The organism is Plantactinospora sp. WMMC1484 (genome assembly GCF_049315195.1).
Classification (GTDB): domain Bacteria; phylum Actinomycetota; class Actinomycetes; order Mycobacteriales; family Micromonosporaceae; genus Plantactinospora.
This window is the reverse complement of the sequence record NZ_CP186055.1, coordinates 7215792-7236378: the sequence shown is the minus strand read 5'-3', so window position 1 is coordinate 7236378 and position 20587 is coordinate 7215792. Positions and strand designations below refer to the sequence as shown.

The 20587-nt window shown below is 72.6% G+C and carries 15 protein-coding genes; 11 read left to right on the top strand and 4 right to left on the bottom strand.

Going from position 1 to position 20587, the window contains the following annotated elements; genetic code table 11:
* Positions 1–2 precede the first annotated feature (2 nt).
* Positions 3–527, bottom strand: a complete 525-nt coding sequence (locus ACN28C_RS31135; protein WP_422771053.1) for a copper resistance CopC family protein — start codon at positions 525–527, stop codon at positions 3–5.
* A 6-nt stretch (positions 528–533) separates the two neighbouring features.
* Positions 534–1121, bottom strand: a complete 588-nt coding sequence (locus ACN28C_RS31130; protein ID WP_422771052.1) for a hypothetical protein — start codon at positions 1119–1121, stop codon at positions 534–536.
* 323 nt (positions 1122–1444) lie between these two features.
* Between ACN28C_RS31130 and ACN28C_RS31125 the strand changes: the two genes are divergently transcribed.
* From ACN28C_RS31125 to ACN28C_RS31075, 11 genes are all read left to right on the top strand, one after another.
* The gene (locus ACN28C_RS31125; RefSeq protein WP_422771051.1) at positions 1445–2359 is read left to right on the top strand and encodes a hypothetical protein; all 915 of its coding nucleotides are present in this window, start codon (positions 1445–1447) and stop codon (positions 2357–2359) included.
* A gap of 52 nt (positions 2360–2411) precedes the next feature.
* The gene (locus ACN28C_RS31120; RefSeq protein WP_422771050.1) at positions 2412–3476 is read left to right on the top strand and encodes a carboxymuconolactone decarboxylase family protein; all 1065 of its coding nucleotides are present in this window, start codon (positions 2412–2414) and stop codon (positions 3474–3476) included.
* Between the two features lie 188 nt (positions 3477–3664).
* Positions 3665–4639 (top strand): DUF1702 family protein, encoded by a 975-nt coding sequence (locus ACN28C_RS31115; RefSeq protein WP_422771049.1) that lies wholly within the window; start codon positions 3665–3667, stop codon positions 4637–4639.
* A 3-nt stretch (positions 4640–4642) separates the two neighbouring features.
* Positions 4643–6721, top strand: coding sequence for a CRTAC1 family protein (locus ACN28C_RS31110; RefSeq protein ID WP_422771048.1), 2079 nt, complete (start codon positions 4643–4645; stop codon positions 6719–6721).
* Between the two features lie 6 nt (positions 6722–6727).
* Positions 6728–7774 carry an enediyne biosynthesis protein gene (locus ACN28C_RS31105; protein WP_422771047.1) on the top strand — a complete coding sequence of 349 codons (1047 nt, stop codon included), beginning with the start codon at positions 6728–6730 and terminating at the stop codon, positions 7772–7774.
* On the top strand, positions 7771–13542 hold the full coding sequence (locus ACN28C_RS31100; RefSeq protein ID WP_422771046.1) for a type I polyketide synthase: 5772 nt from the start codon (positions 7771–7773) through the stop codon (positions 13540–13542). The genes ACN28C_RS31105 and ACN28C_RS31100 overlap by 4 nt, the downstream gene beginning before the upstream one ends.
* Before the next feature lie 33 nt (positions 13543–13575).
* The gene (locus ACN28C_RS31095) at positions 13576–14019 is read left to right on the top strand and encodes an acyl-CoA thioesterase (RefSeq protein WP_422774880.1); all 444 of its coding nucleotides are present in this window, start codon (positions 13576–13578) and stop codon (positions 14017–14019) included.
* Positions 14016–14567, top strand: coding sequence for a flavin reductase family protein (locus ACN28C_RS31090; protein WP_422771045.1), 552 nt, complete (start codon positions 14016–14018; stop codon positions 14565–14567). The genes ACN28C_RS31095 and ACN28C_RS31090 overlap by 4 nt, the downstream gene beginning before the upstream one ends.
* The gene (locus ACN28C_RS31085) at positions 14564–15916 is read left to right on the top strand and encodes a cytochrome P450 (protein WP_422774879.1); all 1353 of its coding nucleotides are present in this window, start codon (positions 14564–14566) and stop codon (positions 15914–15916) included. Before ACN28C_RS31090 ends, ACN28C_RS31085 begins: the two co-directional genes overlap by 4 nt.
* Before the next feature lie 34 nt (positions 15917–15950).
* Positions 15951–17030: an NAD-dependent epimerase/dehydratase family protein gene (locus tag ACN28C_RS31080; RefSeq protein ID WP_422771044.1), complete on the top strand. Its 1080-nt coding sequence runs from the start codon at positions 15951–15953 to the stop codon at positions 17028–17030.
* The gene (locus ACN28C_RS31075; RefSeq protein WP_422771043.1) at positions 17027–17902 is read left to right on the top strand and encodes a hypothetical protein; all 876 of its coding nucleotides are present in this window, start codon (positions 17027–17029) and stop codon (positions 17900–17902) included. The genes ACN28C_RS31080 and ACN28C_RS31075 overlap by 4 nt, the downstream gene beginning before the upstream one ends.
* Before the next feature lie 71 nt (positions 17903–17973).
* On the opposite strand, the gene ACN28C_RS31070 is transcribed toward ACN28C_RS31075, so the two are convergent.
* Positions 17974–19134, bottom strand: a complete 1161-nt coding sequence (locus tag ACN28C_RS31070) for an epoxide hydrolase family protein (protein WP_422771042.1) — start codon at positions 19132–19134, stop codon at positions 17974–17976.
* Entirely contained in the window at positions 19131–20369 is a 1239-nt protein-coding gene (locus ACN28C_RS31065) for a cytochrome P450 family protein (RefSeq protein WP_422771041.1), read from the bottom strand. Before ACN28C_RS31065 ends, ACN28C_RS31070 begins: the two co-directional genes overlap by 4 nt.
* Positions 20370–20587 lie beyond the last annotated feature (218 nt).

The following is a 20587-nucleotide window of genomic DNA, read 5'->3' as shown; positions in this document are numbered from 1 at the left end:
CGTCACGGTGCGAGCGGCCGGCGCAGCCACAGTAGCGCCAGCACGCCGAACGCGACGATCCCGTCGACCACGAGCAGGAACGCGCTGACCGGATCGATCTCGTGTGGGTGGTCGCCGATGGGTATGGCGGCCCGCAGCGGCGCGGGCGGCTCGCCGGTGCCGACGCTGAAGCGCAGCAGGCCGGAGGCCGCACCGCCGCCGGTGAACTCGACGTGGTAGGCGACGACCACGTCGCCCGGGGCGTCGACCGCGATCGGCTGCCAGACGGTCCGGCCGGGCCCCACCACCGGGCTGCCGGTGGTCAGGGCGGAGCCGCTGCCGTCGAGTACGGAGACGTGGGCCTCCGCCGGTGCTTCGGAGAAGGTCAACCGTACGCCGCGGGGCCCGGCGGTGAGCACCGCCTGGTCCCGCGGCTCGCTCGAGACGAGACCGCCCCCGGCGGCGGCGGCCGCCGGCACCGCCAGCAGGACGGCACCGGCGACACCGAGCAGGGCCAGCGCGAGCGGTGCTGCGGCGCGGGACGGCATGACCGGTCAGGCCGCCGACGGCGCGGGCTCGCGGGAACTGCCCCGGGCGACACAGCTGCACGTGGTCGCGGCGAGTTCGTCCCGGTTCGGACGCAGGTGTAGGTACATCGCGATCACCATCGGGATGAACACCACGGAGTTGTAGAAGAGGTGCAGCTCGACCCGGGCGAGGACCAGCTGGACGACGCTCGTCGGCTGGGCCGCGCCGAAGAAGGTGACCCCGGCCTGCGCCTGGATGAGCAGCAGCAGATGCTCGATGTGGTGCCAGAACTGGATGACCAGCGCCACTGTCCACCACGTCCGGGCCCGCCCGACGAAGCCCGGCCGCAGCAGGAAGAGGCCCACCAGCATGACGAGCGCGTAGCCGTAGTGCAGCCACTCGGAGGTGACCAGCCAGGGGAAGAACTGCCCCAGCACCCCGCGCGCCTGTGGTCGTGGCATGCCGAGCACCCAGATCTGGTACGCCTGTACCAGGTGTTCGGCCCAGTGCGCGATGACGACGAAGAGGTAGAGGTTCAACGCCGCCTTGTGATGGCTGCCGTTGATCCGAGCGATCGGTCCAGATGGCGGGGCGACCGCCGAACCGCTGACCATGGGTGTCTCCTCCCGCGGTGAACTACCGGTTCCGGCCGACCGTAGCCGCCCCCTCGGGGCCGCCCGTTATCTCAGGTTGCGCAGTGCCGGCCGGCCGGAGCGCATCCTGAGAGAACACCGTCGCGCTCCGTCACCGCATGCTGTCGGTTACGGGAAGTGTCGGGTACCGCAGGGGAGGCGCGATGACCCGCCGAATGACCGCCGAGGCCGGACGAGCCAAGGCGACGGAGACGACGGGAACGACGGAGACGACGGGAACGACGGGAACGACGGGAACGACGGGAACGACGGGGACCGCACGCCCGGCACCGCGCGCGACCTCCATGTTGGTCAACGGCCACTTTCCGCGCCGGCGGTGGCTGGTACTCGGGCTGAGCGTCCTCGGTGGCTTCCTGCTCACCGTGGTCTGGTCCGCGGAGTTCGTCGACCGGACGATCGGCGACGGCGTGGCGGACACGCTGCTCGGCCACGATGCCCGGGAGACCCCGATCGCGGGGATCGGCGCCGGGTTGGCGTTCGCCCTCGTCTCCGGACTCGCCGGCACCTTCACGGCCTGCAACATCGCCGCGTTCGGTGCGGTGGCCCCGATGCTGGGCACGGGTGGGCGCTGGAGCCGGCTGCGGCACATGTTCGCGCCACTGGGCTGGCTGTCGGTGGGAATGATCGCGGTCTCCGCCAGCTACGGCGCGGTCGTCGGGCTGGTCGGCACCGCGATGCCGCAGTTCTCGACGGCCGCGAACACCCCCGGCGGGCTCTCCGCCCGCAGCGTCCAGTCGTTGCTGGTCTTCGGCGTCATCGGGCTCGCCATGACCTACCTGGGCCTTGCCGCCCTCGGCATCGTCCCCGACCCTTTCGCGCGGGTCTCACGGCGGTTCCCGAACGCGCCGATGGTCTTCCTGGGTGCGCTGATCGGCGGGTTCCTCATCGGACGCCCCTTCGCGCTGTTCCGGCAGATGTTCCGGGACGCGGCGGAGAGCGGCAACCCGCTCTACGGCGCGCTCGCGTTCACGTTGCAGTCGATCGGCAACATCCTGGTGATGGCGGTGCTCTTCGCCATCGTGGCGCTGGTCAGCGGATCGGGCCTGCGGCGGTGGCTCGCCGCCAGGCCGAGCCGGATCGCCACCGTCACCGCGGTCGCGCTCCTGGCGGCCGGCGTCTTCACGTTCCTGTACTGGGACGTCCGGCTGCTGGCCCGCCGCGAGATCATTCCCTGGTACCCGACCGCGCCATGGGCGTAGCTACGCCGGTCGCACACCCGCGGTAGGTCATCGAGGGCGCGCAGGAGGGGAAATGGTTGCCGGTCGGGTTATCTCGTCTGTCGTCCAGCGGCAGGTCAAGTACGTCAGGACCGTCCCACCCGGGAACGCCGACGGGCTGGTCGAAGCGGTCTACCGGCAGGTGGCGGAGGAAATGCGGCTGGTGGTGCCGCCGGTCCTGCTGCACTCGCCCGCGCCGGAGGCGCTGGCCGGGTACTGGATGTTGATGCGGGAGCCGTTGCTGGCCGGAGGCGCCGTCGACCGGCTCGGCAAGGAGGCGGTCGCCGCGGCCGTGTCGGTGGCGAACATCTGCCCGTACTGCGTCGACATGCACAGCATCGGCATCTACGACCTCGCCACCGAGCACGACGCCGAGGCCGTCGCGGGCGACCGGGTGGACGAGGTCGCCGACCCCCGGATCCGGGACCTGGCGGCGTGGGCCCGGACCGCGCACCAGCCGGACGAGGCGGCGGTACGGCCGCCGTTCTCGCCGCCCGAGCGCGCCGAACTGGTGGGGGTGACAGTGGGCTTCCACTACCTCGGCCGCATGGTCAACGTCTTCCTGGCGAACTTCCTCATCCCACCGAGGCTTGGCCCGCGGGCCCGACGCCGGGTCAAGCACGGGATCAGCCTGCTGCTCAGCGCGTCCCTGCGGGAGGTGCATCCGGCGGGCCGCTCGCTGCCGCTGCTGCCCGAGGCACCGCTGCCGCCGGACGCCGGCTGGGCGGCCGGGCGACCGGAGATCGCCGAGGCGGTGGCCCGGTCGTACGCCGCGTTCGAGCGCGGCGGCGAGCGGACCCTGTCGCCGGCGGTGCGGCAGCTCGTGACCGACCGGCTCGCCGGCTGGCGGGGTGAGGAGGCGGGTCTGAGCCGCCAGTGGTGCGAGCGGCTCGTCGCCGGACTACCGGCGGCCGACCGGGCCGCCGGGCGCCTGGCGCTGCTGACCGCATTCGCCTCCCATCAGGTGGACGAGGACACCGTGCGGGAGTTCCGCCAGACCGAGCCGCGGGACGTCGCACTGGTCGAGGCGGCAGCCTGGGCGAGCTACACCGCCGCGCGGCGGATCGGCGCCCTTCACGTCGCCGACCGCGTTCACTGATTTCGTCGACCAATTATTTGCGCAGGCTCCACCATTCGTCTCACCGGGTGCTTTCTGCTCGGAAACAATGACGAGAGCATCTTTGAAGAAAACCGCAGCAAGGCGGAAGAAGACTCGATTCGGGTTGCTCTGCGAAGCTTGGTCGCAAACCACCGACCAACGGCCACCGAGATGCCTTGGGGGTAGAGTTGACAAGTGTTTGGCGAGGGCTGCGGCGGCGCATTCTGACCCCGAGTACCTCAGCAACCAGACTGGACGTACGCGGCTTCCATGAGAAGGACGCGGCCTCCAAGGAATTACTGGAGACGATAGGTCGCACCTTTCTTACCGGCTTCTCTCATGCGGCGGAGGCGCGTACCACGGCCGAGGCGGAAGTGGGACTCGAACGGGTCGCGATGCGCTTTCGCGGATTCGCGTACGAGGGTGCCGCGATGGGTTTCGCCATTCGTGACGCACTGCCGTTCAGTCGGGGCGACAACGTTTCCCGCTTCCTTGCCGGGCGGGGACACTGGCACCGCTACATGGCCTATGTGGGCATCGGCTGGGCGATGGCGCGGCTGCCCCGGGCACGCTGGTCGCGGATCGTGCCGACCGACCCGGTCCTGCGCTGGCTCGCGCTCGACGGGTACGGCTTCCACCAGGCGTACTTCCACACCCGGCGGTACGTGCACGAGCACTACCAGCACGACCGCTTCCCCTGGCCGGCCGACGGCCCCCGCCGGTACGCGAGTCGGGTGCTGGACCAGGGCGTCGGCCGGGCGCTCTGGTTCGTCTGCGGCACCGCCCCCGATCTCGTCGTCAGGACGATCGAGACGTTTCCGCGGCACCGGTGGCCGGACCTGTACTCAGGCGCCGGCCTCGCGGCCACCTATGCCGGCGGGGCGGACGAGTCCGAGCTGAGGTTCCTGTGGGACGCGGCCGGGGAGTGCCGCCCCCAGCTCGCCCAGGGTTCGGCCTTCGCCGCCGCCGCCCGGATGCGCGCCGACCTGGTCGTGCCGCACAACGAGGTCGCCACCCAGGTCTTCTGCGGGATGTCGGCGGTGGAGGCCGCCCGGCTGAGCGACGGGAACCGCCCGGACGCCCCGGTGCCCGGCGACGAGCCCGCCTACGAGGTGTGGCGGCGGCGCATCGCCAACGAGTTCGTCTCTATCGGAAGGTGCTAGCACATGGCTCACACAGCTGGCTGGCTGCGCAGGCAGCTGCCCGGGATCGTCGCGGTCGCCCTGATGGCGACACTGTTCCAGGCGGCCCGGCTACCCGCCGCCTCCTCCGCCGAACTGGAGAGTATGGCGAGCCGGTTCGGGTTCACACCCTACGCGGTGGCGATGCCGGGCGGCTTCCCCCAGCAGACCGTCCGCAAGGTGAACAAGGACTACCGGCACATCGACGCCTGGATCTCCTCGGTCGGCGCCGGCATCGCCATGAACGACCTCGACGGCGACGGGCTCGCCAACGACCTCTGCATCAGCGACCCGCGCATCGACCAGGTCGTGGTGACCCCGGTGCCGGGGGCGCGGGCGGACCGGTACGCCCCGTTCGCGGTGGACCTCGCGGCGGTGCCCGCCGCGCGGGCGTCGGCGCCGATGGGGTGCGTACCGGCCGACTTCAACGAGGACGGGCGGATGGACCTGCTCGTCTACCTGTGGGGACGCACGCCGATCCTCTACCTGGCCCGGTCCGGGGCCACCGTCCTCGACCCGTCGGCCTACCAGGCGGTCGAGCTGGTGCCTGGGGCGAGCGGGCGCGGCTACGCCGGCCCGCTCTGGAACACCAACACGGCCGCGGTGGACGACTTCGACGGCGACGGCCACCTCGACATCTATGTCGGTAACTACTTCCCGCACGGTCCGGTGCTGGACGACACCAAGGCCGGCGGGGTGGCGATGAACCGGTCGATGTCGCACGCGTTCAACGGTGGCGAGGACTACCTGTTCCGGTGGACCGGTGCGACCTCGGGGGCGCAGCCCACGGTGACCTACGAGATGGTCTCGGACGCCCTGCCGAGAGACGTCTCCAAGGGCTGGGCGTTGGCGTCCGGCGCCAACGACTTCGACGGCGACAACCTGCCGGAGCTCTATCTGGCGCACGACTTCGGCCCGGACCGCCTGCTCTACAACCAGTCGACCCCGGGCCAGTTCAAGTTCTCGGCCGTCAAGGCGCCCCGGGAGGCGTTCGTGCCCAACTCCAAGCGGGTGGGTGCGGACTCCTTCAAGGGCATGGGCGTCGACTTCGGCGACATCGACGGCGACGGTCTCTACGACATGTACGTCAGCAACATCACCACCACCTTCGGACTGGAGGAGAGCCACTTCACGTTCGTGAACACCGCGCAGAACGTCGACGACCTGCGCGCGCGGTTCGACGACGGGAAGGCACCCTTCGAGGACCGCAGTGCGCCGCTCGGCCTCGCCTGGTCCGGCTGGGGCTGGGACGTGAAGCTGGCCGACTTCGACAACAGCGGCGAGTTGCAGGTGGCCCAGACCACCGGCTTCCTCAAGGGCGAGGTCAACCGCTGGCCCCAGCTCCAGGAGCTGGCGATGACCAACGACGGCCTGCTCGAACACCCGTCCTTCTGGCCCCGGCTGGAGGCGGGCGACGACATCGGCGGCGCCCAGCGGCTGCACTTCTTCGTCAAGGACCGGAACGGGCGCTACACCAACCTGGCCGAGCAGCTGGGCCTCGCGGTGCCGGTGCCGACCCGGGGCATCGCGACCGGTGACGCCGACGGTGACGGCCGGCTGGACTTCGCGGTCGCCCGGCAGTGGGACGCGCCGGTCTTCTACCGCAACCAGAGCCCGTCCCCGGGCGCCTTCCTGGGCCTGCGGCTCACCCACCCGGCCGCACCGACCACCGGCACCACCGGCACGACGGGGGCCGCCGGTACGACCGGCACGCCGTCTGCCGCGGGCGGTACCGACGAGGCGGCGCCGCCCGGCGCCACCGAGCCGGCGACGACCCCGGAGCCGGCGGACGCGCTGCCGGCACCCGGGTCACCGGTGGTGGGCGCGCAGGTGACGGTCACCACCGAGGACGGGCGGACGCTGCTCGGCCGGGTGGACGGCGGCAGCGGGCACTCCGGCAAGCGCAGCCACGAGGTGCACATCGGGCTGGGCCGCGACGTCGGCGGACCCGTGCAGGTCCACCTTCAGTGGCGGGACCGCGCCGGGCAGGTGCACCGGCAAGACCTTCGACTGGACCCGGGCTGGCACGCGCTCGAGCTCGGTACACAAGCGCTGGAGAGGTAGGCGGAGATGGCCGAGAAGACCAAGAATCCACCCCGGCACGACCCAAAGGTGATCAAGGCGCTGCGCAACTTCGCCATCTCGATCACCGTGTTCAACGTCCTCGGTTACACGGTCTTCGGCTTCGAACAGCCCTGGACCTGGCCGTTCATCGCGATCCTGACCGGATACACGATCGAGATCGTCCTGGAGATCATCGGTGCCCGCTCGGAGGGGCGGGCCCCCCGGTTCCTGGGCGGCGGGGTACGCGGGGTGGTCGAGTTCCTCTACCCGGCGCACATCACCAGTCTCGCGCTCAACATGCTGATCTACGTCAACGACCAGGTGCTGCCGATGATGTTCGGTATCGCCGTCGCGATCGGCGCCAAGTGGGTGCTGCGGGCGCCGCTCCGGGGTCGGATGCGGCACTACATGAACCCGTCGAACTTCGGCATCACGATGATCCTGCTGCTCTTTCCCTGGGCGAGCGTCGCGCCGCCGTACCACTTCACGGAACACGTCGGCGGTGTGGTGGACTGGATCATCCCGGCGGTGATCATCCTCGGCGGCACGATGATCAACGGCATGCTCACCGGCCGGATGTGGCTGATCCTGGGCTGGCTCGGCGCGTTCGCCCTGCAGGCGGTCTTCCGGGGGCTCGTCCTGGACACCTCGATCATCGCCGCGCTGGCGATGATGACCGGCGTCGCCTTCGTGCTCTTCACCAACTACATGGTCACCGACCCTGGCACGAGTCCGTCCCGCCCGGCCTCGCAGATCGCCTTCGGCGCCGGCGTGGCCGTGGTCTACGGCTTCCTCACCGGCGCCGGCATCGCGTACGGGATCTTCTTCGCCACGGCGATCGTCTGCCTGGTCCGTGGCGGCTTCCTCTGGTCGGTCCACTTCGTCAACCAGGCCCGCGAGCAGCGGGAGGCGGCGGCCACCGCCGCGGCCGAGGCCGTGGTCGCGCCCGTCGAGGTGGCCGCCTCCCCGAACGGCCGGGAACCCGCCGCAGAGCCGGCCGGGACCGAACCCGCCGGCAAGGAGTCGGCCGGCAAGGAGGTGGTGACCGCATGACCAGGATCGCCGTCGTCGGCATGGCGTGCCAGTACCCGGACGCCACGTCGCCCAAGGAACTGTGGGAGAACGCACTCGCCGGGCGACGCGCCTTCCGGCGCCTCCCCGACCAGCGGATGCGGCTGGAGGACTACTACGACGCGGACCCGACGGCACCGGACCGCTTCTACGCGAGGACGGCGGCGGTCATCGAGGGCTACCGGTTCGACCGGATCGCCTACAAGATCGCCGGTAGCACCTACCGTTCCACCGACCTGACCCACTGGCTGGCGCTGGACACGGCCGCCCGGGCACTCGCCGACGCGGGCTTCCCGATGGCCGAGGGGCTGCCGCGCGAGCGTACCGGCGTGGTCGTCGGCAACACGTTGACCGGCGAGTTCTCCCGGGCCAACCAGCTGCGGCTGCGCTGGCCCTACGTCCGCCGGATGGTCGCCGCCGCCCTGAAGGACCAGGACTGGGACGACGACCAGCTCTCGACCTTCCTGGACGACTTCGAGGAGACCTTCAAGAGCCCGTTCCCGGCGATCGACGAGGACACCCTCGCCGGTGGGCTCTCCAACACCATCGCCGGACGGATCTGCAACCACTTCGACCTCAAGGGCGGCGGCTACACCGTCGACGGCGCCTGCTCCTCCTCGCTGCTTTCGGTCGCCACCGCCTGCAAGACCCTGGTCGACGGGGAGGTCGACGTCGCGGTCGCCGGCGGGGTGGACCTGTCGATCGACCCGTTCGAGATCATCGGGTTCGCCAAGACCGGCGCCCTGGCCCGGCACGAGATGCGGGTCTACGACCGCAGGTCCAACGGCTTCTGGCCGGGCGAGGGCTGCGGCATGGTCGTGCTGATGCGCGAGAAGGAGGCGCGGCAGGCCGGGCACCGCGTCTACGCCACCGTCGCCGGCTGGGGCATCTCGTCGGACGGCAAGGGCGGCATCACCCGGCCCGAGGTGAGCGGCTACCAGCTCGCCCTGCGCCGCGCGTACGAGCGGGCCGGCTTCGGCATCGAGACCGTCGGGCTCTTCGAGGGGCACGGCACCGGCACCGAGGTCGGCGACGCGACCGAGCTCACGGCGCTCTCCCTGGCCCGGCGCGCGGCGGACGCCGAGGCGCCGCCGGCCGTGATCAGCTCGATCAAGGGGATGATCGGGCACACCAAGGCGGCGGCCGGGGTGGCCGGCCTGATCAAGGCCGCGATGGCCGTGCACCACCAGGTGCTCCCGCCGGCCATCGGCTGCGTCGAGCCGCACCAGATCCTCGACGAGGAGGCGGCGGCGCTGCGGGTGCTGCGCCAGGCCGAGCCCTGGCCGACCGGCACCACCGTACGGGCCGGGGTCACCGCCATGGGCTTCGGCGGGATCAACACGCACATCGTGCTCGACCAGAGCGACCCGGCGCGCCGGGTGCCCTTCGACACCCGCACCCGGGCGCTCGCCTCCTCGGTGCAGGACGTGGAGCTGCTGGTCGTCGACGGCGGCACCCCGGCGGAACTGCGTACCCGGTTGGGACAGGTGCGCGACTTCGTGCCGACCCTGGCGTACGCCCAGCTCGCCGACCTGGCCGCCACGCTGCACCGGGAGCTGCGCGGCGGGCCGTACCGGGCGGCCGTGGTGGTCTCCTCGCCCGACGACGCGCAGCGGCGGCTGGGCGGCCTCTGCGAGGCGCTGGACGCCGGCGAGACCAGCCTCTTCACCGCGGACGGGCGGGGCTTTCTCGGCCACGCCAGCGGGCCGGGCCGGATCGCCTTCCTCTTCCCCGGCCAGGGCTCCGGCCGGGGCACCAGCGGCGGTGCGCTGCGCCGCCGCTTCGCCGAGGTGGCCGAGGTGTACGCCTCGGCGGCGCTCCCCGAGGGCGGCGACATGGTGGCGACCTCGGTCGCCCAGCCCCGGATCGTCACCGGCTCGGCGGCGGGACTGCGTGCGCTGTCGATGCTCGGGGTCGAGGCCGCCGCCGCCGTCGGGCACAGCCTCGGCGAGATCTCGGCGCTGCACTGGGCCGGCGCGCTCGACGAGGAGACCCTGCTGCGGATCGCTGCGGTCCGGGGCCGGACGATGGCCGAGCACAGCGCCTCGGGCACCATGGTGGGGATCAGCGAGTCCCCGGAGGCGGTGCAGCCGCTCCTGACCGGCCTGCCGGTGGTGATCGCCGCCTACAACGGACCGCAGCAGACGGTGGTCGCCGGCACCGCGCCGGACCTCGAGGAGTTGGGCCGCCGGGCCGACGGCGCCGGGATCGGCTGGCGCCGGCTCTCCGTCTCGCACGCGTTCCACTCGCCGCTGGTCGCGCCCGCCGCCGAGGTCTTCGCCGGACGGCTGGCCGAGGAGCGGGTCGGTCCGGTCGGGCGACGGATCGTCTCCACGGTCACCGGCGAGCCCCTGGCGCCGGAGACCGACGTGCCGGCGCTGCTGCGCCGCCAGATCACCGACCCGGTCCTCTTCACCCAGGCGGTGAAGCTGGCGGCGAAGGACACCGACCTGTTCGTGGAGGTCGGTCCCGGCCGGGTGCTCAGCGGGCTGGCGGCGGCGGCCACCGACACACCGGCGGTGGCGCTGGACACCGACGACGAGTCGCTGGCCGGGCTGCTCGCCGTGCTGGGTGCGGCGTACGTCGTCGGCGCGGCGCCGGTGCACCCCGGCCTCTTCCACGGCCGTCTCGTCCGGCCGCTCCAGGTCGGCGCCGAGTTCACCTTCTTCGCCAGCCCCTGCGAGGCGGCACCGCCGATCAGCCTGCGCAGTGCCGTCCGCCGCACGGCGCCCGCCGAGGCGCCCGCCGTGGCCGACCCTGCGGAGCGCACCGGAGAGTCGATAGTGGAACTCTTCCGCCGGCTGGCAGCGGAGCGGGCCGAGCTGCCGCTGGAGCTGGTCCGGGAGGAGAGCCGGCTCCTCGACGACCTGCACCTGAGCTCGATCACGGTCGGGCAGCTCGTCAACCAGGTGGCCCAGCAGGTCGCCGTGGCCGCCCCACAGGGACCGACGAACTTCGCCACCGCGACCGTCCGCGAACTGGCCGACGCGCTGGCCGAGCTGGCCGAGACCGCGCCCGGCGGCGACGCCGGGACCTCCGCCGTCGTCGCCGGGGCCGCGGCCTGGTCCCGGGCGTTCCGGGTCGACCTCGACGAGGCGGGGCCGCCGCCGCGCGGCGAGCCGGAGACCAGCGGCCGGTGGCGGGTGTACGCGCCCGCCGACAACCCGCTCGCCGAGCCGCTGCGGCACGCCCTGGAGCGCGCCGACGTCGGCTCCGGTGTCCTGGTGTGCCTGCCGCCGGACTGCGCCGAACAGCACCTCGAGTCGGCCCTGCTCGGCGCGAAGGCGGCCGCCACCGGCACCGCCGGCAGCCGGTTCGTGCTGGTGCAACACGGCCGGGGCGCGGCCGGCCTGGCCAAGACGCTCCGGCTGGAGGCGCCACACGTGCGTACCACGATCGTGCACGTGCCGCCGGCACCGGAGGCGGTCGGCCAGGTGGTTGCCGAGGTGCGCGGCACGACCAGGTTCGCCGAGGCGTACTACGACACGGCCGGGATCCGGCGGGTGCCGACCCTGCGCCCGATGCCGGTACGCCCGACCCGGGTCGGCCAGCCACTCGACGGCGGGGACGTGCTGCTGGTCAGCGGCGGAGGCAAGGGCATCACCGCCGAGTGCGCCCTGGCGCTGGCCACCGACACCGGTGCGAAGCTGGCGATCCTCGGCCGCTCCGACCCGGCGGACGACCCGGAGCTGGCGGCCAATCTGGAACGGATGGCGGCGGCCGGCGTACCGCTGCACTACGCCCGCGCCGACGTGACCGACGCGACCCAGGTGCGGCAGGCCGTCGCGGAGGTGACCGCCGTGCTCGGCCCGGTCACCGCCGTGCTGCACGGCGCGGGCCGCAACGAGCCGGCGGCCCTGACCAACCTCGACGCCGAGGCGTTCCGCCGCACCTTCGCGCCGAAGATCGACGGCCTCCGGGCGGTGCTCGACGCGGTCGACCCCGGCCGGCTGCGCCTGCTGGTCACCTTCGGCAGCATCATCGGCCGCGCCGGGCTGCGCGGCGAGGCGCACTACGCCACCGCCAACGAGTGGCTCGCCGACCTCACCGCCGAGGTGGCGGCCCGGAATCCCGGGTGCCGTGCCCTCTGCCTGGAGTGGTCGGTCTGGTCCGGGGTCGGGATGGGGGAGCGGCTCTCCGTGGTGGAGGGGCTGTACCGGGACGGCATCACCCCGATCACCCCCGACGACGGCGTACGCCTGCTGCGCCGGCTCCTCGCCGACCCGGACGCCCCCGCCGTGGTGGTGGTCAGCGGCCGGGCCGACGGGATCGACACCGTCCGACGGGACGTCCCCGAGCTGCCGCTGCGACGCTTCGTCGACCGCCCGCTGGTCCGTTACCACGGCGTCGAGCTGGTCACCGAGGTGGAGCTCAACCCCGGCACCGACCGATACCTCGGCGATCACCTCCTCGACGGCAACCTCCTCTTCCCGGCGGTCTTCGGGATGGAGGCGATGACCCAGGTGGCGGGGGCGGTCACCGGGCGGAGCACCGTGCCGGTGCTGGAGGAGGTCGAGTTCCCGCGCCCGATCGTGGTGCCGCCGGACGGCAGCACGACGATCCGGATCGCGGCGACGGTCGTCGACGACGACACCGTGGCGGTCGCGATCCGCAGCGCCGAGACCGACTTCGCCGCCGACCACTTCCACGCCCGGCTCCGCTACACCACCGACCCGGTGGCCGAGGGCCCGCCGGAGCAGATTGGCGACGGGCTGCCGCCGGTGCCGCTGGAGCCGGAGCGGGACCTCTACGGCGACACGCTCTTCCAGGGCAAGCGGTTCCACCGGCTGCGGCGTTACCACCGGGCCGCCGCCCGGCACGTCGACGCCGACCTGGCGGTCGACCCGACGGTCGACTGGATCGCACCGTTCCTCCCCGGGGAACGGCTGCTCGCCGACCCCGGCATGCGGGACGCGCTCATGCACGGCAACCAGGTCTGCGTGCCGCACGCCACGCTGCTGCCGGCCGGCATCGCGCGGGTCCACCCCGCCGGGCAGGCCCTGGACGAGGTCGACGAGCTGCGGTTCTGCGCCACGGAGCGCAGCCGCGACGGCGACACCTACGTCTACGACATCGCGGTGCGCACCCCGGACGGCACGGTCGTCGAGCGGTGGGAGGGGCTGCGGCTGCGCGCCGTCCGGAAGAAGGACGGTCGGGGTCCGTGGGTCGCGCCGCTGCTCGGCCCGTACCTGGAACGGGCCCTGGAGGATGTCGTCGGCGCCCGGATCGGGGTCGCGGTGGAGCCGGAGCCGGCGGCGCCGGCCGGCCGGGACCGCCGGCACACCGCGGTGGCCGCAGGCCGGGCGCTCGGCAGCCCTGTGGAGGTCCGGTACCGCCCGGACGGGCGGCCCGAGGTCGACGGCGACCGGACGATCTCGGTCGCGCACGGCGCGGGTGTGACGCTCTGCGTCGCCGCTCCCGGGATCCTCGGCTGCGACGTCGAGCCGGTGGCCGAACGGGACCCGGCGGACTGGCGGGCGCTGCTCGGCCAGCACACCGGCCCGGCCGAGCTGGCCGGCACGGAGCTGGGTGAGGACACGCACACCGCCGCCACCCGGATCTGGACGGCCCTGGAATGCCTCGCCAAGGCGGGCCTGCCGGCGAACGCCCCGCTCACCCTGGGCGCGGTACGCCGCGACGGGTGGCTGGTGCTCGCCTCCGGCACGCTGCGGATCGCCACGCTCGCGACGCGCCTGCACGGCGTCGCCGCGCCGGTGGTGGTCGCGGTACTGACCGACGGGTGGTCGTGACGGTATGGACACGTACGACGGGTGGTCGTGACGATGGACAAGTACTACGAGTACCTGCACACCGTGGGGTTCGAGGAGACGAACCTCGTCGGGAACGTCTACTACGTCAACTACCTGCGCTGGCAGGGCCGGTGCCGGGAGATGTTCCTCAAGGAACGGGCCCCGGACGTCCTGGCGGAGCTCCAGGCCGACCTGAAGCTCTTCACGTTGCGGGTCGACTGCGAGTTCTTCGCCGAGATCACCGCCTTCGACGAGCTCGCCGTCCGGATGCGGCTGGTGGACCTGGCGCAGACCCAGCTCGAATTCGGCTTCGACTACCTGCGGCTGGACCCGGGCGGCGGGGAGACCCTGGTCGCCCGGGGCCGGCAGCGGGTGGCCTGCATGCGGGGGCCGAACGGCGCCACCGCGCCGGCCCGGGTGCCGGAGTCGCTGATCCGGGCGCTGGACGCGTACCTGCCGGCCGGGAGCCAGCCATGACACTCCAGGCCGGCAAGACCGTCGACGCCCAGTCGTTGCGCCGGGCGTGCGGGGCGTTCGCCACCGGCGTCACCGTGGTGACCGTCGGCGGCGGCGTGCCGCACGGCATGACGGCGAACTCCTTCGCCTCGGTGTCGCTGGAGCCGCCGCTGCTGCTGGTCTGCATAGACCGGAAGGCGATCATGCACGGCTGTCTCGACGGCACCAGGTCGTTCGGGGTCTCCGTGCTCGCCGCCGACCAGGAGGCCGTCGCCCGGTACTTCGCCGACCGGCGGCGGCCGCTGGGCGCCGCCCAGTTCGACTCCGTCGACTGGCGACCCGGACCGGTGACCGGCGCGCCGCTGATCTCCGGTGCGCTGGCGCACTTCGAGTGCGACGTCTGGCGCAGCTACGACGGCGGTGACCACACCATCTATCTCGGCAGCGTGCTCTCGGTGGGGCAGCCGGAGGGCGCCGACGCGCTGGTGTTCCTGCGCGGCCGTTTCGACCGGACCGGCCCGGCGGCCCGCAGCACCGAGGTGAGCGAGGTGAGCACGCCGTGTCCCTGACCATCCCCGTCCGGGTCCCGCCCGGCCCGCCGGCCCGGTCCGCGCCGAAGCTGCTCTGGAAACTGGTCCGGGACCGGCTCGGACTGATGTCCTCGGCGGCCTCGGCGTACGGCGACGCCGTACGGATCGCCATGGGCCCCAAGGTGCTCTACTTCTTCAACCATCCCGACCATGCGAAGTACGTGTTGGCGGACAACCCCGGCAACTACCACAAGGGACTCGGGCTGGCCCAGGCGAAGCGGGCGCTCGGGGACGGGCTGCTGACCAGCGAGGGTGAGCTGTGGCGCAAGCAGCGTACCGTGATCCAGCCCGTCTTCCAGCACCGGCGCATCGCCCGGCAGGCCGGGGTGATCGCCGAGGAGGCGGCGGAGCTGCTGGCCCGGCTCCGGGCGCACCGGGGCAGCGGTCAACCCGTCGACGTCGTACGCGAGATGACCGGGCTGACCCTCGGCGTGCTCGGCCGGACCCTGCTCGACGCCGACCTCGGCGCCTTCGGCTCGCTCGGCCGGGCCTTCGAGGCGATGCAGGACCAGGCGATGTTCGAGATGGTGTCGATGAGCGCGGTCCCGATGTGGGTGCCGCTGGCGCACCAGCTCCGGTTCCGGCGGGCCCGCGCCGAGCTGCAACGGATCGTCGACGAGCTGGTCCGGGAGCGGACCCGGGACCCCTCCGGTGACGACGCGCTCTCCCGGCTGGTCGTCTCCACCTCCGGGGAGCGCGACCCGGCCGTCGGCCGGCGGCGGATGCGCGACGAGCTGGTCACGCTGCTGCTCGCCGGCCACGAGACCACGGCCAGCACGCTCGGCTGGACGTTCCACCTGCTGGACCGGCACCCGCAGGTGTGGGAGCGGGTCCGGGCCGAGGCCCGTGAGGTACTCGGGGACCGGCTGCCGGAATACGAGGACCTGCACGGGCTCCGCTACACCTCGATGGTGGTCGAGGAGGTGATGCGGCTCTACCCGCCGGTGTGGATGCTCTCCCGGCTGGCGCAGGAGGCGGACGAGGTGGGCGGCTACCGGGTGCCGGCCGGCGCCGACGTGCTGATCTGCCCGTACACCCTGCACCGGCATCCGGCGTTCTGGGACGACCCGGAGCGGTTCGACCCGGAGCGGTTCGACCCGGCCCGCGCCCAGCCGGGGCACCGGCCCCGGTACGCGTACATCCCGTTCGGGGCCGGTCCGCGGTTCTGTGTCGGCAACCACCTGGGAATGATGGAGGCGGTCTTCGTGGTCGCCATGGTCGCCCGGGAGCTGCGGCTCAGTCAGGTGCCCGGCTACCGGGTGGTGCCCGAGCCGATGCTCTCGCTGCGGATCCGGGGCGGACTGCCGATGACCGTGCAGGCCGCCTGACCGGCGCCTCGCACGGCCCCCTCCCATATCGAGAATGCTCGACCTATCGGCCGGTGGGCCGGGACTGGACGATGGCAACGTGCTGGTTTTGGTAACCGGGGGCACCGGATTCCTGGGCTCCCACTCGGTGGCGGAGATCCTGCGCGCGGGTCACCGGGTACGCCTACTGGTCCGCGATCCGGCCACGGTCGCTCCCGCGCTCGGACCGCTCGGCGTCGCCCCGGGCGCCGTCGAACCGGTCCGGGGCGACGTCACCGACCCGGGCGCCGTCGCGCGGGCGGTGCGGGGCTGCGACGCGGTGCTGCACGCCGCCTCGGTCTACAGCTTCGACAGCCGGGACCGGGCCGCGATGCGGGCGGTCAACGTCCGCGGCACCGAGCTGGTGCTCGACGCCGCCGTGGCGGCCGGTGCCGACCCGATCGTGTACGTGTCGAGCTTCGCCGCTCTGCTTCCGGCCGACTCGGCACCGCTGCACACCGAGTCTCCGGTCGGGGCGCCGCGCGAGGCGTACATGGCGACGAAGGCCCGCGCGGAGGAGGCGGCCCGGCGGGCGCAGCGGGCCGCTGCCCCGGTGGTGATCACCTATCCGCTGGCCACCCTCGGCCCGGACGACCCGAAGCTGGGCGACCAGGCCACCCGGGTCCGCAACGCCCTGCGCGGCCTGATGCCGATGTGGCCGTCGGGCGGCTTTCCGGTCGGCGACGTCCGGGACGTCGCCCGGCTGCACGCCGCCGTGCTGACGCCGGGCCGGGGACCCCGCCGGTTCCTCGCCCAGGGCCGGTACGTCAGCACCCGCGAGTTCGTCCGGGTGCTGCGCAGGGTCACCGGCCGGACGCTGCCCGCCCTGCACCTCCCGGCCGCCGCCATGCTGCCGGTCGGTGCACTGACCGACCTCGTCCAGCGGCTGGTGCCGGCGCACATCCCGGCGGAGTACGGCGCCATCTACACCTGCCTGGTCGGTCGCGCCGTCGACACCGCCGCCACCGATCGGCTCCTCGGTCCGGCACACACCACCTTCGAGACCACGCTGCGCGACACCGTCCGCTGGCTGCACCGGGCCGGGCACATCCCGGACCGGCTCGCCGGCACGGCCGCCGTACTGGAGGCGACGTGATCATTTCCGACGGACAGTGGCAGGAGACCCGCGACGCGATGCTGCGGGCCGGTGACGGGTTCGCGGAGCTGCTCGTCGCCACCCCGGACCCGGCGGTCCGGGCGACCCGGTCGTGGTCGGTGGCGCAGACGGCCGCGCACATGGTCTCGCTCGCCTGGGCCTGCGAGACCATGGTCGAGCCCGGCGCCGCCATCCGGGACGCCGCCCTGGAGCGGCAGCTACGGGCGACCCAGGTCGACACCGTGCGGGACTTCAACGACCTGCTGCTGCGCCGGTACGTCCTGGAACGTGACCTCGCCCCGTTGGCGGACCGGCTCCGCGAGCACGTCCGGGTGGTGCTCCGGGCCACGGACGGGCGCGATCCGACCGAGGCGGTCGACTGGCTGGGCGAGTCCCGGCTCCCGCTCGGCGGCCTGCTGGCCCACCTGACCAACGAGCTGCTGATCCACGGCTGGGACATCGCCCGCGCCCACTCGCTGCCGTGGCGGATTCCGCCCCGCGACGCCGGCCTCTTCGTCGAGCTCTTCCTCGCCGGCGTCACCTCCTACGGCTACGGCGCCCTGCTCGACGGCACGGCACCCCCGCCGCCCCGGCGGATCGCCGTGCAGTTCCGGTCCCGTTACACCAGCCCGGTCACGATGGTCCTGGACGGCAGCGGCCGGCACCCGGGCAACCGGGGTCGGGTGACGATCGCCGAGCCGAGCCCCGGCGACGACGTGCGGCTCTCCTTCCACCCGCCGACGCTGAACCTGGTGCTCTTCGGCCGGATGTCCCGGCTGCGAGCGGCGCTGACCGGCCGGCTCGTCGTACGCGGCCCGCGCCCGTGGCTGCTGCCCGCCTTCCTGCGTACCGTCCACATGCCGGACAACTGACCGACCGGGCCGCGCGCGGCGGTGCCACGGTGCCACCGAGGTGACACCGTGGCACCTTCTCCGATGCGCAGCTACCGCGTCACCAACCGGGCGAACGCGCGGAGGTCGTCGACGAAGAGGTCGGGCTCCTCCAGGGCGGCGAAGTGGCCACCCCGGTCGAACTCGTGCCACTGCACGATGTTCGGGAACGCCGCCTCGGCGAAGCGCCGGACCGGCCGGGCCGAGTCGCGCGGGAAGACGGCCACGCCGAGCGGCACGGGCAGCGGCGGCGGTGCGGCCGGTGGGGTCGCGGCCGTCGGGAGCTGGTCGGCCGTCTCGTAGTAGAACTGGGCGGAGGAGCCGGCGGTCGCGGTCAGCCAGTAGAGCATGACGTTGGTCAGGATCCTGTCCCGGTCGATCGCGTCCTCGGGGACCTTCGCCGAGTCGCTCCACTCCCGGAACTTCTCGACGATCCAGGCGAGCTGCCCGACCGGCGAGTCGGTGAGGCCGTACGCCAGCGTCTGCGGGCGGGTGGCCTGGAGCAGCATGTAGCCGGAGCCGTCGGCGAGAAACCTCGCCAGCAGCTCCAGGCGTTCCCGGTCGCCTGGTGCGAGGCCCGCCAGCGCCGCCGGGTCCGGCGGGGGAGCGGTGAAGAGGAAGTTCACGTGCGCCCCGAAGACGTGCTCGGCGTCGAGTCCGGCGAGGGTGAGCGTGATCCAGGCGCCCACGTCGCCGCCCTGCGGGATGTACCGCTGGTAGCCGAGCCGCCGCATCAGCTCCGCCCACGCGGCGGCGATCCGGGGGACGTTCCAGCCCGGCTCGCGGGCCGGGCCGGAGAAGCCGAAGCCGGGCAGGGCCGGGACGACCAGGTGGAAGGCGTCGGCCGGATTCCCGCCGTGCGCCCGGGGGTCGGTGAGCGGACCGATGACGTCGAGGAACTCGACGACGGAGCCGGGCCAGCCGTGGCTGATCAGCAGGGGCACCGCGGTCGGCTCCGGCGACCGGACGTGCATGAAGTGCACGTTGGCGCCGTCGATCTCGGTGGTGAACTGCGGGTACGAGTTCAGCTTCGCCTCCGCCGCCCGCCAGTCGTAGCTGGTGCGCCAGTATTCGGTCAGCTCCCTGAGATAGTCCAGCGGTACGCCGCGGTCCCATCCGCAGTCGGGCATCTCGGACGGCCAGCGGGTGTTGGCCAGCCGCCGTGCGAGGTCGTCCAGGTCGGCCTGCGGGACCGCGATCCGGAAGGGCCTCATACGCTCACCCGGCCCCAGAGGTAGACCGGGACGTCGCGGCGGCCGTTCATGATGAAGGTGCCCTGCGGTTCGAGCTGGTCCTTCGGCGTCGCCAGTTCCAGGTGGGGAAAGCGCTCGAAGAGCGCCGGCAGCATGATCAGGGTTGCCAGCTTGGCCAGCCGGGCGCCGAGGCAGTAGTGCACGCCGTGGCCGAAGGAGAGGTGCGTCTTGTCCTTGCGGGTGGCGTCGAAGACGCAGGCGGTCTCGCCGTGCAGCTCCGGGTCCCGCCCGAGTCCGGCGTAGTCGATCATCACCGGGTCGCCCTGCTCGATCGTCACGCCGCCGATCTCGAAGCGCTCGGTGGCGAAACGGAACGGCAGGTGCGCGACGGGGGACTCCACCCGCAGGGTCTCCTCCATCACGTCGTTCCAGGAGACCTCGCCGGCCATCACCTTGGCGCGCAACGAAGGATCGTCGAGGACCGCGACGATGGCGTGGCTGAGGGAGTTGACCATGGTTTCCGAGCCGGCGCCGAGCATCAGGTGCAGCGTCCCGATCAGCTCGTCGTCGGTCAGCCGGCCGCCGTCCTCGTCCCGGGCCGCGATCAGCGCCGTGGTGAGGTCGTCGCCGGGGAACTGCCGCTTGTGCACCACGAGATCGGCGATCGCCTTGGTCCACTGGTCGACGTTGGCGGCCGCCTCCTCCGGGGTGATCCTGGTGTCCACGTTGACGTGCCCGCCGCGCAGCACGTCGGCGCGGGCCTCCTCCGGCACGCCGAAGAGGTCACACATCATGATCGCCGGAAGCGCCTGGCAGTACCGGGTCTTCAGGTCCACCACCTCGTCGGGGCCGGCGGTGGCCAGCGCGTCGAGGAGTTCCTTCGCCGTCGTCTCCAGTTGCGGCGCCATGGCCTCGACCCGGCGGGTCGTGAACGCCTTGAGGAGCAGCCCGCGCAGCCGGGTGTGGTCGGCACCGTCGTGGGTGGCCATGTTGTCCATGACCGCCCAGGTGATCAGCGGCCAGTCCGGCGGGATCTCCCCGTTGACGAACGCGGGCCAACTCCGGCGCGGGTTCTTGGAGAACCGCTCGTCGATGAGGATCTGCTTGGCGAGTTCGTAGCTGTGCACCGACCAGGCGAGGACGCCGCCCGGGAGTTCCACCCGGGCGATGGGACCTTGCTCGCGCAGCCGATCGGTTTCCGCGTGGGTGTCCTGACCCTGCGGGTCGAGGACGTAGGGGCAGACAGCCTGTTCCATGGTCGGTACCTCCCGTGGCCGATCCGCGTCATCAACCGGATGTGAGCAGCGGGCACCGGGAATCAGGAGAACTGCGGTCGCTCCTGCGCCGCTCGATCGGTGCCCGGATGCCCGGATCGCTCGATCACGTCCTCACCATAGACGCCGGTCAGGGTGGATTTTTCTTCCAACTTGCTGGTCTGCCAGCCGCCCCGACCTCGCCCGCCCGGGGCCCGTGA